General features: G+C 73.3%; 12 protein-coding genes and 1 pseudogene. 6 read left to right on the forward strand and 7 right to left on the reverse strand.

What is annotated here, in order from left to right:
• The first annotated feature begins 39 nt into the window (after window positions 1-39).
• Window positions 40-342: a hypothetical protein gene (locus ACILR4_RS20930; RefSeq protein ID WP_395702814.1), complete on the forward strand. Its 303-nt coding sequence runs from the start codon at window positions 40-42 to the stop codon at window positions 340-342.
• A 24-nt stretch (window positions 343-366) separates the two neighbouring features.
• Here ACILR4_RS20930 and ACILR4_RS20935 read toward each other — a convergent pair whose 3' ends face one another.
• Window positions 367-1,794, reverse strand: coding sequence for an RtcB family protein (locus tag ACILR4_RS20935; protein ID WP_395702815.1), 1,428 nt, complete (start codon window positions 1,792-1,794; stop codon window positions 367-369).
• Window positions 1,795-1,909: 115 nt separating this feature from the next.
• Here ACILR4_RS20935 and glgP point away from each other — a divergent pair, with 115 nt between their 5' ends.
• Complete coding sequence (gene glgP / locus ACILR4_RS20940; protein ID WP_395702816.1) at window positions 1,910-3,610, forward strand: alpha-glucan family phosphorylase; 1,701 nt, start codon at window positions 1,910-1,912, stop codon at window positions 3,608-3,610.
• A 3-nt stretch (window positions 3,611-3,613) separates the two neighbouring features.
• Here the strand turns inward: glgP and ACILR4_RS20945 are convergent, their stop codons facing one another.
• Genes ACILR4_RS20945 through ACILR4_RS20960 form a run of 4 tightly spaced genes read right to left on the reverse strand, consistent with a single transcriptional unit; the run spans window position 3,614 to window position 8,132 of the window.
• Window positions 3,614-4,039 (reverse strand): hypothetical protein, encoded by a 426-nt coding sequence (locus ACILR4_RS20945; RefSeq protein ID WP_395702817.1) that lies wholly within the window; start codon window positions 4,037-4,039, stop codon window positions 3,614-3,616.
• Between the two features lie 2 nt (window positions 4,040-4,041).
• Complete coding sequence (locus ACILR4_RS20950) at window positions 4,042-5,406, reverse strand: wax ester/triacylglycerol synthase family O-acyltransferase (protein ID WP_395702818.1); 1,365 nt, start codon at window positions 5,404-5,406, stop codon at window positions 4,042-4,044.
• Window positions 5,403-7,772, reverse strand: a complete 2,370-nt coding sequence (lon, locus tag ACILR4_RS20955; protein WP_395702819.1) for an endopeptidase La — start codon at window positions 7,770-7,772, stop codon at window positions 5,403-5,405. The genes ACILR4_RS20950 and lon overlap by 4 nt, the downstream gene beginning before the upstream one ends.
• Before the next feature lie 30 nt (window positions 7,773-7,802).
• On the reverse strand, window positions 7,803-8,132 hold the full coding sequence (locus tag ACILR4_RS20960; RefSeq protein WP_395702820.1) for a hypothetical protein: 330 nt from the start codon (window positions 8,130-8,132) through the stop codon (window positions 7,803-7,805).
• Window positions 8,133-8,289: 157 nt separating this feature from the next.
• Between ACILR4_RS20960 and ACILR4_RS20965 the strand changes: the two are divergent.
• A pseudogene (locus ACILR4_RS20965) lies at window positions 8,290-8,961 on the forward strand (dienelactone hydrolase family protein); the annotation flags it as partial.
• Here ACILR4_RS20965 and groL read toward each other — a convergent pair.
• The gene (gene groL / locus ACILR4_RS20970) at window positions 8,922-10,553 is read right to left on the reverse strand and encodes a chaperonin GroEL (protein ID WP_395702821.1); all 1,632 of its coding nucleotides are present in this window, start codon (window positions 10,551-10,553) and stop codon (window positions 8,922-8,924) included. The pseudogene ACILR4_RS20965 and the gene groL overlap by 40 nt on opposite strands.
• A gap of 145 nt (window positions 10,554-10,698) precedes the next feature.
• On the opposite strand from groL, the gene ACILR4_RS20975 reads away from it, so the two are divergent.
• From ACILR4_RS20975 to ACILR4_RS20985, 3 genes are all read left to right on the forward strand, one after another.
• Entirely contained in the window at window positions 10,699-12,225 is a 1,527-nt protein-coding gene (locus ACILR4_RS20975) for a sensor histidine kinase (protein ID WP_395702822.1), read from the forward strand.
• Between the two features lie 76 nt (window positions 12,226-12,301).
• A complete protein-coding gene (locus ACILR4_RS20980; RefSeq protein WP_395702823.1) occupies window positions 12,302-12,994 on the forward strand; it encodes a response regulator in 693 nt (230 codons plus the stop codon).
• 25 nt (window positions 12,995-13,019) lie between these two features.
• On the forward strand, window positions 13,020-14,468 hold the full coding sequence (locus ACILR4_RS20985; protein ID WP_395702824.1) for a PAS domain S-box protein: 1,449 nt from the start codon (window positions 13,020-13,022) through the stop codon (window positions 14,466-14,468).
• Here ACILR4_RS20985 and ACILR4_RS20990 read toward each other — a convergent pair.
• The coding region (locus ACILR4_RS20990) for an AAA family ATPase (RefSeq protein ID WP_395702825.1) at window positions 14,465-15,271 on the reverse strand (807 nt) is incomplete at its 5' end. The genes ACILR4_RS20985 and ACILR4_RS20990 overlap by 4 nt on opposite strands.

Genomic DNA, 15,271 nt, shown 5'->3' on the forward strand with positions numbered 1-15,271 from the left:
GTGGGACGGACCCGCGGCCGACCCTGGAAGGAGATCGCGATGTTCCGATTCGTTCGCACGGCCACGGTGCGCTATGGCGCTTCCTACCCCGCGGCGCTCAAGTTCGCCGGCGAGGTGACGGCCTATGTCAACAAGCACTACGAGATGGGCATGCGCTGCGGGGTGGAGATGTACGGCGCCCCCAGGATCCACTGGCATTTCGACATCGACAGCCTGGACCGCATGCAGCAGTTCAACGCGAAGCTGATGGCCGACCGCGACTACTTCGGCCTGCTCGACAAGTACAAGGAAACCTGGGTCGACGGCAGCCTTCAGGACATGCTGGTGGCGCTGCAGCCCTGAGGGTCAGGCCGGCGTGGGCCGGCATCAGCCCCGGATGCAGATGAGGGGATCCAGGCGCGCGACCTTGCGCGCCAGGCCGGCCGCGGCCGCCGCATCGACCAAGGCCTCCAGGCCCCTGCCCTCGTCCGGCGCCTCGTCGGCCAGGCCGCGGTCCGTCGCACAGCGCACGAGCACACCGCGGGCGGCCAGCGCGTCGGCGATGTGCCGGCCCTGCCAAGGGCTCGCGGCCGGGTGGCGGCCGATCGCCCGGCTGCTGCCACAACAGGCCGATCCGAAGGCGCCCGGCACGCCTGCCTGCACCCCGGCCAGCAGGTACGAGGCGGCGCCGACCGGCCCGCCAACCAGCACCGGCTGGCCGGCGTGGCGCAAGGCCTGCGGCAGGTCCGGATGGCCGGGACCGAGCGCGCGCGCGGCGCCGCTGCGGTGCACGTGCAGCGTGCGCAGCTGGCCGCCCACGCGATGCTTCTCGAGCTTGCAGCTGTTGTGCGAGACGTCGTAGAGCAAGGGCAGCGCGGCCTTGGGGAACAGGCGCCTGAAGACCTGACGCACCCGGTGCGTGAGGATCTGCCGGTTGGCCAGCGCGCAGTTCATCGCCGCGCGCATCGCGCCCAGGTACTGCTGCCCCAGCTCCGAGCCGATCGGCGCGCAGGCCAGTTCGGGGTCCTTCGGCTGGCGCCCGCGCGCTGGCGCGGCCTCGACCATCTCCTGCCGGTAGTCCGCGTCTATCAGTGCCGCCAGCCCGCGCGAGCCGCCATGCAAGGTCACCACGATGTCGCCCTCGGCGAGCCCGAACGCGCGGGCGATCGCCGGCTCGCACACCGCACTGACCGCCTGCACTTCCAGCAGGTGGTCGGTGCCGTCCGGCGCGACCCGTTCGGTGCGCAGCCGCTGCCGCAGGCGGTCCGAGACGACCGCGGGCAGGGCCATCGGCACGCGCCCGTGGTCTTCGATGCGGTCGAGATCGGACCGATCGCCCCAGTCGTGCTCGACGGCCCACTGCGCGCCGCCGCTGAGCATGTCGTGCAACTGGCCGCGGCTGAGCTCGATCACGACAGGGCCTCCGGTTTCGACCGGCAACTGCGCCTGTAGCGCGTCGGCCAATGGGCCCTGGCGCGGCAGGATGTCCGCGCGCCGCAGACCGGTGTGCAGGCAGCGCATGCCGGCGGAGAGGTCGGTGCCGAGGCCGCCGACCGCGACCACCCCGCGCTGCGGGTCGAAAGCCGCCACGCTGCCGTTCGGAAAGCCGTAGCCGGCCTGCCCGTCCGGCATCACGTGCACGGCTTCCACCACGCCGGGCAGGCGCGCGACGCGAATGGCCTGTTCGAGGGCCTTGCCATCCATCTGCTGCAGCAAGGCGCGGCTGGCATGCAGGCGCACGGGCACGCGCATGTCTCCACGCGATGGCAGCTCCCACAGGCTGTCGCTGCGTTCGAGGAGTTTCCGGGTGTCCATGGTCCGTCGGTGCCGTTCGATGCTGCGCCAGGCGCCAGCGTGCCCGCCCCGCGCGGCGCCGCCCTTGCGCAGGCTCAGCGCGGAAGCGCTCTGTTTGCGGCAGGCTGTCACGTCGATGCCCATCACCCCCTACCTCAGCCGCACCCGCATCGCGTACTTCACGATGGAGATCGCGCTGCGGGCCGAGATGCACACCTATGCCGGCGGGCTGGGCGTGCTGGCCGGCGACACGGCGCGCTCGGCGGCCGACCTGGCGCTGCCGGTGGTCTTCGTCTCGCTGGTCAGCCGGGCCGGCTACTTCCGGCAGACCATCGACGCCGAAGGCCGGCAGCAGGAGCAGCCGGACTGGTGGTCGCCCGAGGACTGGTGCCAGCCGCTGGAAGCGATGGTGGCGGTGACTATCGAGCGCCGCCGCGTGTGGGTGCGGCCATGGCTGTACGTGCAGGCCTCGGCCGAATCGGGCCACTCGGTGCCGGTGCTGCTGCTGGACACCGACCTCGACCAGAACAGCGACGAGGATCGCCGGATCACGCATGACCTGTACGGGGGCGACGCGGGCTACCGGCTGAAGCAGGAGGCGGTGCTGGGCATCGGCGGGGTCAGGCTGCTGCATGCGCTGGGCTTCGACATCCGCACCTACCACCTGAACGAGGGCCATGCCGCGCTGCTGGCGCTGGAACTGCTGGCGCGCACCCGCCCGCCCGCAGAGGACGAGAACCCGCAGCCGCCCTGCGACGTGGCCGCCGTGCGCGAACGCTGCGCCTTCACCACGCACACGCCGGTGGAGGCGGCGCAGGATCGCTTCGACCACGGCCTGTTCGAGCACCTGCTGCCGGACCTGGCCACGCCGCAGGACCTGCGCGCGCTGGCCGGCGACGAGGGCGTGAACATGACCCGGCTGGCGCTGGCGCTGGCGGGCTGGGTCAACGGCGTGTCGGTGCGCCATGCGCGCACGACGCAGCAGCGCTATCCCGGCCGCCACATCCATGCCATCACCAACGGCGTGCACGTCGGCACCTGGACGCACCCGGCCTTTGCCGCGCTGTACCAGGCCCACTGGCCGCACTGGCGCTTCGAGCCCGAGCTGCTGGCACGCGCCGGGCAGCTGCCCGACGAGGCCCTGTGGCGCTGCCACCTGGCGGCCAAGGGCGAGCTGATCGACCGCGTGCGCCGCGTGGGCGGCCGCAGCTTGGACCCCGAGTTGCCGATCGTGGTGATCGCACGCCGCATGACCGGCTACAAGCGGCCACTGCTGCTGTTCAGCGACCCGCAGCGCCTGGCGGCGATCGCACGCGAGCACCCGTTCCAGCTGATCGTCGCCGGCAAGGCGCATCCGCATGACGACAGTGGCAAGGAGGCCATCCGCGCGCTGCACCGGCAGCTGCAGGAACTGCCGCCGGGCGTGCAGGCGCTGTTCCTGCCGAACCACGATCTCGACCTGGCCAAGGCGCTGGTGTGCGGTGCCGACATCTGGCTGAACACCCCGCTGCCGCCGATGGAGGCTTCCGGCACCAGCGGCATGAAGGCGGCGCTCAACGGCGTGCTCAACGTCAGCGTGCTCGACGGCTGGTGGCTCGAGGCCTGCCAGCACGGCGTGAACGGCTGGGCCATCGGCGGCGACGGCGATGGCCGGCCGCCCGGCGAAGGCGATGCCGACGCGCTGTACCGCCTGCTCGGCGAAGAGGTGCTGCCGGCCTATGCCAACGACCGCAGCCGCTGGCGCGCGATGATGAAGGAAGGCCTGCGCAGCATTGCCTCGTACTTCAACAGCCAGCGCATGATGCGGCGCTACGCCAGCGAGGTGTACCTGCGCTGAGCGTCACCGGCGGCCGCGCGGCGTGGGCGGCGGGTCCAGCGCCACGTGCCAGGTGGACACCACATGGTCCAGGAACTGGCTGCGGCTGTGCGCCACGCTGTCGTCCTCGCCCAGCACCGCGGCGGCCACGTCGCACAGCCGGGCTCGGGTGAGCGGGTCGTCGATCGGGGCCATCAGGCGCTCGATGCGCGCCAGGTCGCTGTCGTCGAGCCAGGACCGGTCGCCGGCCTGTCCCTCGGCGGCCTCGATCATCTGCGCCAGCCGCCCGGCGAAATGCTGCCGGTCCAGGCCGAGCTGCCGGAAGGCGTCCAGCGCCGCCAGCCGCGCCACCAGCTCGGTCGGCGTGCAGCCGGCCGGCACCAGCATCAGCGCCAGCAGGCTGGCCAGCGCCTCCTGGGCGCCGGCACGGTCATCGGGTGGCATCGGCATCGTCATCTCCTGGCTTCGCGCAGCAGCGCCGCGAACTCGCGCTCGAACAGTGTCGTCAGGTGCTCCGGGTCGGGCACCAGGCGCGCATCGGTCATCACGCCCAGCGAGACGCGGCCGGCATAGCTCAGGATGCTGACGCCCATGCCCATGTCGTCGCCCGGGTGCGGCACCCAGAACACCACCCGGTCGAGCGGCACGCCGGCAAAGCGGTGCGGCTCGCGCGGGCCCACCACGTTGGTCATCACCAGGCTCACCTTGGCGCCGAACAGCGCGCTGGCCATGTCCTGCAGCAGCTTCGGGCCATGGCCGAACAGCGTCAGCAGCACGCGCATCGCGCCCGCCTCGGTCGACTGCTTGAGCTGGTCCATGCGCGCCTTGGCCTCGGCCAGGCGCCGCGCGCGCCGCGCCTCGCCCACCGGCAGGTCCAGGATCACCAGGCCGAACTCGTTGCCCAGCTGGCCACGGCGCTCCGGCGGGCGCAGGTCCACCGGCACCATGGCACGCAGGCTCTGGCGCGCGATGTCGACGCCCCGCTGCTGCACGTACTCGCGCAGCGCGCCGGCCAGCGCGGCCACCAGCACGTCGTTGACCTTGGCATCGGCCTGCGCCGCCACGGCCTTGATGGCCCGCAGCGACAGCGGCCGCGACCAGCTCACGCGCTGGCGCATGCCGAATTCGCCCTTCAGCGGCGAGCGCGGGTCGTCGGTCTTGAGCAGATCGCCCACCAGTGCGCCGATGCCGCTGGCGACCTGGCCGAGCGTGGCCAGCGCCTCGTCGACCAGCGGCCGCCCGGCCTGCGGGGCCGCGGGCACCGGCACGGCCGCCGCCGCGGCGGAGCCGGCAGGCGCAACCGCCTGGGGCTCGGCATCGAACAGCTTCTGCGCCACCGCCATCATCGCGCTGCCATCGCCGATGCAGTGGTGGTAGCGCATGATCAGCGCGCTGCCGCGGCCCACCCGGTCCACCAGCGTCCACTGCCACAGCGGCGCATCGGGATCCAGCGGCGTGCTCGCCAGCGCCGAGGCCAGGCGCCGCAGCGCCGCGGCGTCGTGCGGCGGTGGCAGCGCCACGTGCCGCAGGTGGTGGTCCAGGTCCACCGGCACCGTGCGCCAGTGCGGCGTGGGCACGGCCAAGCCGGTCTCGACCACGCGCTGGCGGAAGCGCTCGAAGCCCAGCAGGCGCCGGCGGCAGACCTCGCGCACGCGGGCGATGTCCAGCGGCTGCCGCGTCAGCAGCATGCCGTTCACTATCGCCGGATTGACGCGGCCATCCATGTGCAGCCAGGCCGCGTCGGTCGGGCTCATCGGCTCGTCGGGCACCTGCGGCGCGGCCTTGGCGTTGTCCTCGGCCCTGCGGGTGCGCGTCATGACACCGTTTCCCGCACCGGCAGCGTCGGCACCACCGGCGCCAGGGCCGCGGCGATGGCGTTGTCCACGCCATGCAGCCAGACGATGCGCAGCCCTTCGGTCACCGAGGCCGGCACGTCGTACAGGTCCTTCTCGTTGCGCGCGGGCAGCAGCACGCCGCCAACGCCGGCGCGCTGCGCGGCGAGCAGCTTCTCCTTGATGCCGCCGACCGGCAGCACCAGCCCGCGCAGGCTGATCTCGCCGGTCATCGCCAGGTCGTGCCGCACCGGCCGGCCGGTGAACAGCGAGGCCAGCGCGACGAACATCGCCACGCCGGCGCTGGGCCCGTCCTTCGGGATCGCGCCGGCCGGCACGTGCACGTGCACGTCGGCCTCCTCGAACGCGCCGGCATCGATGCCCAGCGATTCGAAGCGCGCCTTCACCAGCGTCAGCGCCGCCTGCGCGCTTTCCTTCATCACCTCGCCCAGCTGGCCGGTCAGGATGAGCCGCCCCTTGCCCAGCGTGCGCGTGGCCTCGATGAACAGGATGTCGCCGCCGGCCGGCGTCCAGGCCAGCCCGGTGGCCACGCCGGGCAGGCTGACGCGCGCCGCGCCCTCGCGCTCGAACGGCGCCGGCCCGAGGATGGCGGCCAGCCCGGCGGCATCCACCTCCAGGCGGGCCTGCGCGTCCTGCGCCACCTGCATCGCGGCATGCCGCATCAGGCGGCCGATCTCGCGCTCCAGCTGGCGCACGCCGGCCTCGCGGGTGTAGTGGGTGACCAGCGCGCGCAGCGCGTCCGGCGCCAGGCTGCACTGCGCCGGCTGCAGGCCGCATTGGGCACGCTGGCGCGGCACCAGGTAGGTCTGCGCGATCTGCAGCTTCTCTTCCTCGGTGTAGCCCGGCAGCTCGATCACTTCCATGCGGTCGCGCACCGGCCCGGGCACCTGCTCGATGACGTTGGCGGTGGCGATGAACACCACCCGGCTCAGGTCGAAGGGCAGGCCCAGGTAGTTGTCGCGGAAGCTCGCGTTCTGCTCCGGGTCCAGCACCTCCAGCAGCGCCGCGGAGGGGTCGCCGTGCGCGCCGGCGCCGAGCTTGTCGACCTCGTCGAGCATCATCACGCAGCCGCGCGAGGCGGCCTTGCGCAGGCCCTGCACGATGTTGCCGGGCAGCGCGCCGATGTAGGTGCGGCGGTGGCCGCGGATCTCGGCCTCGTCGTGCACGCCGCCGAGCGAGACGCGCACGAAGGGCCGCCCCAGCGCCCGCGCGATGCTCTGGCCGAGCGAGGTCTTGCCCACCCCTGGCGGTCCCACGAAGCACAGGATGGGCGCGCGGCCCGCGGGGTTGAGCTTCTGCACCGCCAGGTACTCGAGGATGCGCTGCTTGACGCGGGCCAGCCCGTGGTGGTCGGCATCGAGCACCGCGCGCGCGGCCGCCAGGTCGATCGGCGATTCGGCCGGCGGGCCCCAGGGCAGCTCGACCAGCCAGTCGAGGTAGTTGCGCAGCAGCGCCTGCTCGCCCGAGCCTTCGGACAGGCGCTTCAGCCGCGCCAGCTCCTTGCGCGCATGGGCCTCGGTCTCGGCGTTCATGCCGGCCGTGGCAATGCGCTGCTCCAGCTGCACGATGTCGGCATCGTCGCCCTTGTCCTCGCCCAGCTCGTGCTGGATGGTCTTGAGCTGCTCGCGCAGCAGGTACTCGCGCTGCCGGTCGTCGATCTTTTCCTTGGTGCGCTCGCCGATCTCCTGCGACAGGCGCAGCACCTCGATGCGGCGGTTCACCAGGGCCAGCACCTGCTGCAGCCGGTCGGCCGGCTGCACGGTCTCGAGCAGGCGCTGCTTCTCGACGATCTCGATGTCCAGCAACCCGGCCACCACGTCGCCCAGCTGCCAGGGCGTGCGCGCGGCCTGCAGCCCGTGCGCCAGCTCGGCCGGCACGCCCGGCAGCAGCGCCACCAGCTCCACCGCGCGCTCGCGCAGCTGAAGGTCCAGCGCCTCCAGCCGCGGTGTCAGCGGCGCGCTTTCGGGGATGCGTTCGATGCGCCCGGCCAGGAACGGGTAGCCCGGCACCAGCTCGATCAGGCGGAAGCGCTGCAGGCCCTGGCACACGGCCTGGTGGCGATCGGGCTGCGCGGCGGCATGCTGCAGCACCTGCGCCAGCGTGCCCACCTCGCACAGGGCCTCGGCCCCAGGGTCGTCGACGCCGGCGTCCTTCTGCAGCACGATGCCCAGCGGCGCCTCGGCCGCCAGCGCATGCATCAGCGCGGCCACCGACTTCGGCCGCCCCACCGCAATCGGCAGCAGCACATGCGGGAAGAGCACGACGTTGCGCATCGGCACCAGCGCCACCACGTCGGGCGGCAGCACGGGGCGAGGAGTGGCTTCGCTCATGGTGGCCTCTGGGCGGGCTGACCTGCGGTGTCAGGATGCAGGGGACTCGGGGTCTTCCAGCGGCGCGTCCACCTCGGGATCGGCCCGCTCGGCGATGCCGGCCACGCGCTCGGTCTGCAGCAGCGCGCTCGCGCCCTCCACCGCCTCGACGCTGCCGCGCGCGCGGTCGGCCCGCGCCAGCTCGGCGCTGTCGAAGGGGCCGAACTGCTGGTGGCCGTCGGGCGCCACCCAGTACCAGCCGTCGGGCAGCTCCAGCAGCACCTCGCCGTCGTCGCGCGCTTCGACGGGGGTTTCGCCAATGGCGCGCGTCGCGCCGCGCGGCTTGCGCCGGTGGACTGACGAAGGATGGGCCGGCTTCATGCAAGCGATTCTGGAAGTCGCTGCCGAGGCTGCGCTTGCGCGCGCTCAACGGCAGCCCCCGCGACGGGGCACCACGGACCGCTCATCACTGAGCATGCGCAAGACCCGACCCGCCGCCCACCCCTATGGTCGAACCTGTCTGGACAAGGAGATGCCGATGGCGATGGATCGCCGCCTCACGATCGGGCCCGCCGGCCTGGTGGCCGAATTGATGGTGCCCGCCGCCGCGGTCGGGCTCGTGGTGTTCGCGCATGGCAGCGGCAGCGGCCGCCTGAGCCCGCGCAACCGGCGCGTGGCCTCGCGCCTGCGCGAGCACGGCATCGGCACGCTGCTGGTCGACCTGCTGCGGCCCACGGAGGGCAACAGCCCGGCCCACGTGTTCGACATCACGCTGCTGGCCGGTCGCCTGGGCGACTGCCTGGACCAGCTGCGCGCCGAGCCGGCCCTGCGCACGCTGCCGCTCGGGCTGTTCGGTGCCAGCACCGGTGCGGCCGCCGCGCTGGACTGCGCCGCGATGCGCGGCCGCCAGGTGCGCGCGGTGGTCTGCCGCAGCGGCCGCCCCGACCTGGCCAGCGCGCTGCCGGGCGTGCAGGCCCCGACACTGCTGATCGCCGGCAGCGCCGACCCCGAGGTGCTGCGCCTGAACCTGGCCGCGCGGCCGCTGGTCGGCGGCGAGTGCCGGGTGGCCGTGGTGCCGCGCGCGAGCCATCTGTTCATCGAGGCCGGCACGCTGGACCGCTGCGCCGACCTGGCGATCGACTGGTTCCAGGGCGCCTTCCGCGCGCCGGCTCAGAGCTCGGGCGCCGGCATGCCGCCGCCCAGGCCCGCCGAGGCCGCCGGCGAGGGCAGCCGCGCGATCATGCAATCGGTGGTCAGGACCAGGGCGGCGATCGAGGCGGCGTTCTGCAGTGCCAAGCGCGTCACCTTGGCGGGGTCGATCACGCCCATCTGCAGCAGGTCGCCGTACTCGCGCGTGGCCGCGTTGTAGCCGAAGGCGCGCGATTCGGTCGCGCGCACCTTGTCGATCACCACCGAGGGTTCGTCGCCGGCATTGCGCACCAGCGTGCGCAGCGGTGCCTCCAGCGCGCGGGCGACGATGCGCAGGCCGCAGTCGTGGTCCAGGTTCGGCCCCTGCAGGCCGTCCAGCGCCACACGCGCACGCAGCAGCGCCACGGCGCCACCGGGCACGATGCCCTCCTCCACCGCCGCGCGCGTGGCGTGCAGCGCGTCCTCGACGCGGATCTTGCGCTCCTTCAGCTCGGTCTCGGTGGCCGCGCCCACCTTGATCACCGCCACGCCGCCGGCCAGCTTGGCGATGCGCTGGTCGAGCTGCTCGCGCTCGTAGTCGCTGGCGGCCCTGGCGCGCTCTCGGCGCAGCCCGGCCACGCGCTCGCGCACCTTCTCGGCCGCGCCGGCGCCGCCGATCAACGTGGTGGTGTCCTTGGTGACCTCGACCCGGCGCACGCGGCCCAGGTCAGCGGGGCTGGCATGCGCCAGGCTGCGGCCGGCCTCTTCGGCGATCAGCGTGCCGCCGCACAGCACGGCCAGGTCCTGCATCTGCGCCTTGCGCCGGTCGCCGAAGCCGGGCGCCTTGACCGCGCAAGCCTTCAGGCTGCCGCGCATCGCATTGAGCACCAGCGTGGCCAGCGCCTCGCTGTCCACTTCCTCGGCAATCACCAGCAGCGGCCGGCCTTCCTTGGCCAGCGGCTCCAGCAGCGGCAGCAGGTCCTTCAGCGACGACAGCCGGTGGTCCAGCAGCAGGATGGCCGCGTCCTCCAGCACCGCGGCCTGGCGTTCGGGGTCGGTCATGAAGTAGGCCGAGAGCCAGCCGCGGTCGAGCTGCAGGCCGTCCACCGCCTCGAGCTCGCTGACCAGGCCGGAGCCGTCCTCGATGGTGATGGCGCCGTCGCGGCCCACGCGGTCGATGGCCTGCGCCAGCAGGTCGCCGATCGAGCGGTCGTTGTTGGCCGAGATCGCCGCCACGTGCGCGATGTCCTGCGAGCCCGCGCAGGGCCGGGCCAGCCGCGCCAGCTCGGCCACCACCGCGGCCACGGCCTCCTCGATGCCGCGCTTGAGGTCCATCGGGTTCATGCCGCCGGCCAGGTAGCGCAGGCCCTCCTGGATCATCGCGTGGGCCAGCACCGTGGCGGTGGTGGTGCCGTCGCCGGCCATCTCGCTGGTGCGCGCGGCCACCTCGCGCAGCAGCTGCGCGCCCATGTTCTCGAAGCGGTCGGGCAGCTCGACCGACTTGGCCACCAGCACGCCCGAGTTGACGATCTGCGGCGGGCCGAACTCGCGGTCCAGGATGACGGTGCGGCCGCGCGGGCCCAGCGTCAGCATCACGGCCTCGGCCAGCTGGTCGATGCCGTGCAACAGGCGGGCGCGCGCGTCGTCGCGGAACAGCAGTTGATGGGCCACCATGGCAGATCCTCCGAAGGCAAGGCCGCTCCATCGTTGCCGCCGCGCCGCCGGCGCGGGCTGACCAGGCTCAATCGGTGCGCGCGCGGGCTGGCGTTGACCAGGGTCAACGGCGGCCGCGGCCGCAGCCTGCACGCTCGGCCTTGCCGTGAAACATGCCCAGGTCTTCCTGTCGACGCGCCCGGCCGGACCCGCGCATTGGCGTTGGGCTGCGGCGGCGATGGCCGCGGCCTTGCTCGTCACGCTGGTGCTGGCACCGGTGGCCGGTCGGCCCCTGCCACGGGTGGATGCCTTCCTGCCGACGGTGCAGTCGATGGTGGTGGTGTTGCAGCTCGTGATCGCGGCGATGCTGTACGGCCACTTCATGGTGCTGCGCGCGCGGCCTCTGCTGGCGCTGGTGGCGCTCTACACCGGCGGCGCGGCGATGGCCACGCTGCACTTGCTGTCCTTCCCCGGACTGTTTGCGCCAGACGGATTGCCGGCCGGCGGCCCGCAGACCACGGCCTGGCTCTACTTCGGCTGGCGCACGCTGCAGGGCCTGTGCATCCTGGGCTATGCGCTGCTGCGCCGGCAGGCGCCGGGCCCGGTGCCGGCTCCCCGCGCGCAGGCGGCCGCCGCCGGCACCGTGGCGGTGACCGTGTGCGTGGCCGCGCTGCTGGCCGTGGCCGCCACCGCCGGGCACGATGCGCTGCCGAACATCATGCGGGCCGACGGCGACCTGCCGCTGAAGGTCCGCGTCGCGCTGGCCACGCTGGCGCTGCTGGGCCTGGGGCTGGCCGCGCTGGCCTCGCAGCGCCGCCCGGCCGAGCTGGACATCTGGCTGCTGGTGGCGGTGGCCATGTGGGTCTGCGAAGTCCTGCTGGAGGCCGTGCTGAACAACGGCCGCTACTCGGTGGGCTGGTACGCGGGCCGGCTGCTGGGCCTGCCCGCCACCGCCGCGCTGCTGGTGGCGCTGGTGATCCAGGAAAGCCAGGTGCACCGCGGCCTGCTCGAGCTGGGCCAGCTGCAGGCCGACCTGCGGCGCCTGTCGGAAGACCGGCTCGGCCGGCAGGAAGCCGAGCGGCGCCGCGTCGCGGGCGAGTTGCACGAGGACGTGGCCCAGTCGCTGGTGGCGCTGAAGATGGCGGTGCAGGGGCTGCAGCAGCGCGTGGGCCCCGGCGACCCGGTGATGCGGGGGCAGATCGACGCGGCCCTGAAGGCCGCCGACGGCGCGCTGGCCAGCCTGCGGCACATCGTGGCCGAGTTGCGGCCGCCGATGCTGGACGACCTGGGCCTGAGCCATGCGCTGGAATCGCTGGTGTCGCGCCTGGCGGCCCAGCGCGGCCTGCAGTGCGACCTGGTGGTGGCCCCGGCCGGCGCGGTGCTGGCCGAGCCGCACGTGACAGCGGTGTTCCGCATCGTCGAGGTGCTGCTCACGATGGCGCTGATCACGCCGCGGCAGCCGGCGCCCACGCGCGTGGCGGTGCTGGTGGCGCCGCAGGAGGTGCTGGTGCAGGTGGCCTTCCCGGGGCGCGGCGCGCTGCGCGACGGCGCGCTCGACCTGGTGCGCGAACGGGCGCTCACGCTGGCCGGCGAGGCCTCGGTGCACTTCGACGCCGACACGCAGCGCTCGCAGGTGCAGGTGGCGTTGCCGCTGCAGGCCGTGCCGGCCGATGTGGCGGCGGTGGCCCCGTGAACGCCGCGGTTGAGCATTGTCAACCGCCGCCGGGCGCGGCGCCGTGATCATCGGCGCAGGCAGGAGCGCAGGGAGCATGAACGTCACCGAACCCGAACGCCGTACGTTGAGCGTGCTGATCGTCGACGACCATGCCATCGTGCGCGAGGGCATCCGCCGCATCCTCGAGTCCAACGGCGAGAGCTGGGCCATCCACGAGGCCAAGACCGGGTTCGAGGCGCTGGACCTGTTGCGCCGGCATCCGATCGATGTCGCCCTGGTCGACCTGTCGATGCCCGGCATGAGCGGCATCGAGCTGACCCGCCGCATCAAGACCGACCTGCCCCGCACCGGCGTGCTGATGCTGAGCATGCATGCCGAGGACGCCTACGCGATCCGCGCGTTCAAGAACGGCGCCAGCGGCTACCTGACGAAGGACAGCGCGGCCGCCGAGCTGCTGACCGCGGTGCGCCGCGTGGCCGCGGGCCGCACCTACGTCACCGCCGACCAGGCCGAGCACGTGGTGCAGCAGCTCAACCGCGGCACGCCGGGCGAGGCGCACGACCAGCTGTCCGACCGCGAGCTCGACGTGCTGCGCCGCATCGTGGCCGGCCAGCGGCTGAAGGAGATCGCCGAAGACTTGAGCCTGTCGATCAAGACCGTCAGCACCCACAAGACCCGCATCCAGGAGAAGCGGCAACTCGGCAGCACCGCCGCGCTGATCCGCTACGGCATGGAAGAGGGTTTGACGAGCGACCCGCGCCCTTCCGGGCCGATGCCGCTGGAGTGAACTGGCGCAGCCCGGGAGAGCCGCCATGCCGCCATCCGATCCATCCCTGGCGATATCGGCCGGCGGCATCGTGCGCGCCGCGCGCGAGGCCATGGTGGGTTGCGACGAGGAGCAGCGCATCGTGCTGTTCAACCCGGCGGCCGAGCGCATGTTCGGCCGCGCCGCGCGCGATGTGGTGGGCCTGCCGCTGGAGACGCTGCTGCCCGAGCGTTTCCGCGGCCGGCATGCAGACTTCGCGCGCGCATTCATGGCTTCGGGCATTGCCGAGCGGGCGATGGACGAACGCCTGCCCGTCACCGGGCTGCGCGCCGACGGCACCGAATTTCCGATGGGCGCGATGCTGTCGCGGGCGGTGGTGGCCGGGCCCCAGGGGCCGCGCGCGCTGTTCGTGGCGCTGATCACCGACCTGAGCGAGCAGCAGGCGCTGAGCGCCGACCTGGCCCGCGCGCAGGCCCGCGTGCGCTCGCTGATCGAGCTGGCGCCGGTGCCGAGCTGGATCGTCGAGCAGCACCGCGTGGTGCTGGCCAACCGGGCCTGCTGCCAGCTGTTCGGGCTCAACGCCGAGGCGCTGACCGGCCGCCTCGTCGGCTCGCTGTTCGACGCCGCTTCGGCCACGCTGCTCGAACGCTCGACGCGGCATGCGCTGCAGGAGCCGCGGCACATCGTCGATGTCGAGCTGAAGATCGTGCGCGGCGATGGCGAAGTGCGCGAGGTGCAGCTGGCCGTGGGCTCGCTGCCCGACCACGGCAGCTCGACGATGCAGATGGCGCTGATCGACATCACGCAGCAACGCGCCGCGGCACGGGCGCTGGAGGCCTCGCGGCGCGAGCTGCGCGAGCTGGCGGCCCGCGCCGTGCGCGCGCGCGAGGAAGAGCGCCAGCACATCGCGCGCGAACTGCATGACGAACTGGGCCAGCAGCTCACCGCGCTGAAGCTGGCGCTGTTGGCCTGCGGCGACCCGGCCACCCGGGCAGCCGCGCTGGGCATCGAGCTGACGCGCATGGTGGAGAACGCCATCGCCGCGGTGCGCCGCATCGCGGCCGACCTGCGGCCGGCGATGCTGGACGACCTGGGCCTGTTTCCCGCCATCGACTGGCTGGCGCGCAACGCGGCACAGCAGCTGGGCATTGCCGTGGAGGTGGCGCTCGACGAGGAGGAGCCGCCGCTGGGCACCGAGGCCCGCACCGCGCTGTTCCGCATCGTGCAGGAGTCGCTGACCAATGTCGCGCGCCACGCCCATGCCCGCCACCTGCACGTGGCGGCGCACCGCGCCGGCGAGGAGCTGGTCGTCACGGTGCAGGACGACGGTGTCGGCTTTCCCGACGGCGCCGCCATCAACGGCTCGTTCGGGCTGCTGGGCATGCGCGAACGCGCGCTGATGGTGGGGGGCCGGGTCGAGATCGGCAATGCCGCGGGTGGCGGCGCAAGCGTCGTCAGCGCGGTGCCGCTGCTGTCCGACAGGATGCAGCGCTAACGCGTCAGGCACGCGGCGCCGGCCCAGGTGGCCGCCAGCGCGGCCCAGGCCGCCGGATCGTCGGGCCGCGCGCTGTCCACGCACAACTGCTCGCGCTGCTCGCGCGCGTCCAGCGGCTCGGCATGGGCCAGCTGGTGCGCCAGCACCGCGGCATCGGCCTCGGAAGGATCGTCGGCGCGCCGGGCGCGGGCCGCCAGGCGTTCGCGCAGCAGTTGCGGCGGCGCCTCGCAGTGCAGGATGGTGAACGGCACGCCCTGCTCCCGTGCCAGCTGGCGGAAGCGCTCGCGCTCGGCGGCCTGCAGGAAGGCCGCGTCGACGATCACCGGCCAGCCCGCGCGCAGCGCGATGCTGGCGAGCGCCGCCAGCCGCGCGTAGGTGGCCTGCGAGGCCTGCGCGGCGTACAGGCCGCTGTCCAGGCCGGAGTCCGAGCGCTGCAGCGCCGACAACCCGTGCAGGCGCTTGCGCTCCAGGTCCGAGCGCAGCCGGATCGCGCCGGCCTGCTCCAGCAGCGCGGCGGCGGCGTGGCTCTTGCCCGAGCCCGAGTAGCCGTGGGTGATCATCAGCCGCGCACCGGGCGGCTGCAGCCAGCGCAGTGCCAGGCCCAGGTAATCGGGCCCCGATGCCGGCCCCGGGCGCAGCGTGGCCACCAGCGCCCGCACCAGCGCCCGGTACACCAGGTAGTAGCGCAGCACCGCGGTGCCGGCATGGTCGCCGCCCTCGCCCAGGTAGCGGTCGAGGAAGCGGAAGGCCAGGTCGCGCCGCTCGTGCGCCAGCAGGTCCATCACCAGGAAGCCGATGTCGGC

It is taken from the genome of Aquabacterium sp., assembly GCF_044226965.1.
Lineage (GTDB): Bacteria > Pseudomonadota > Gammaproteobacteria > Burkholderiales > Burkholderiaceae_C > Pseudaquabacterium.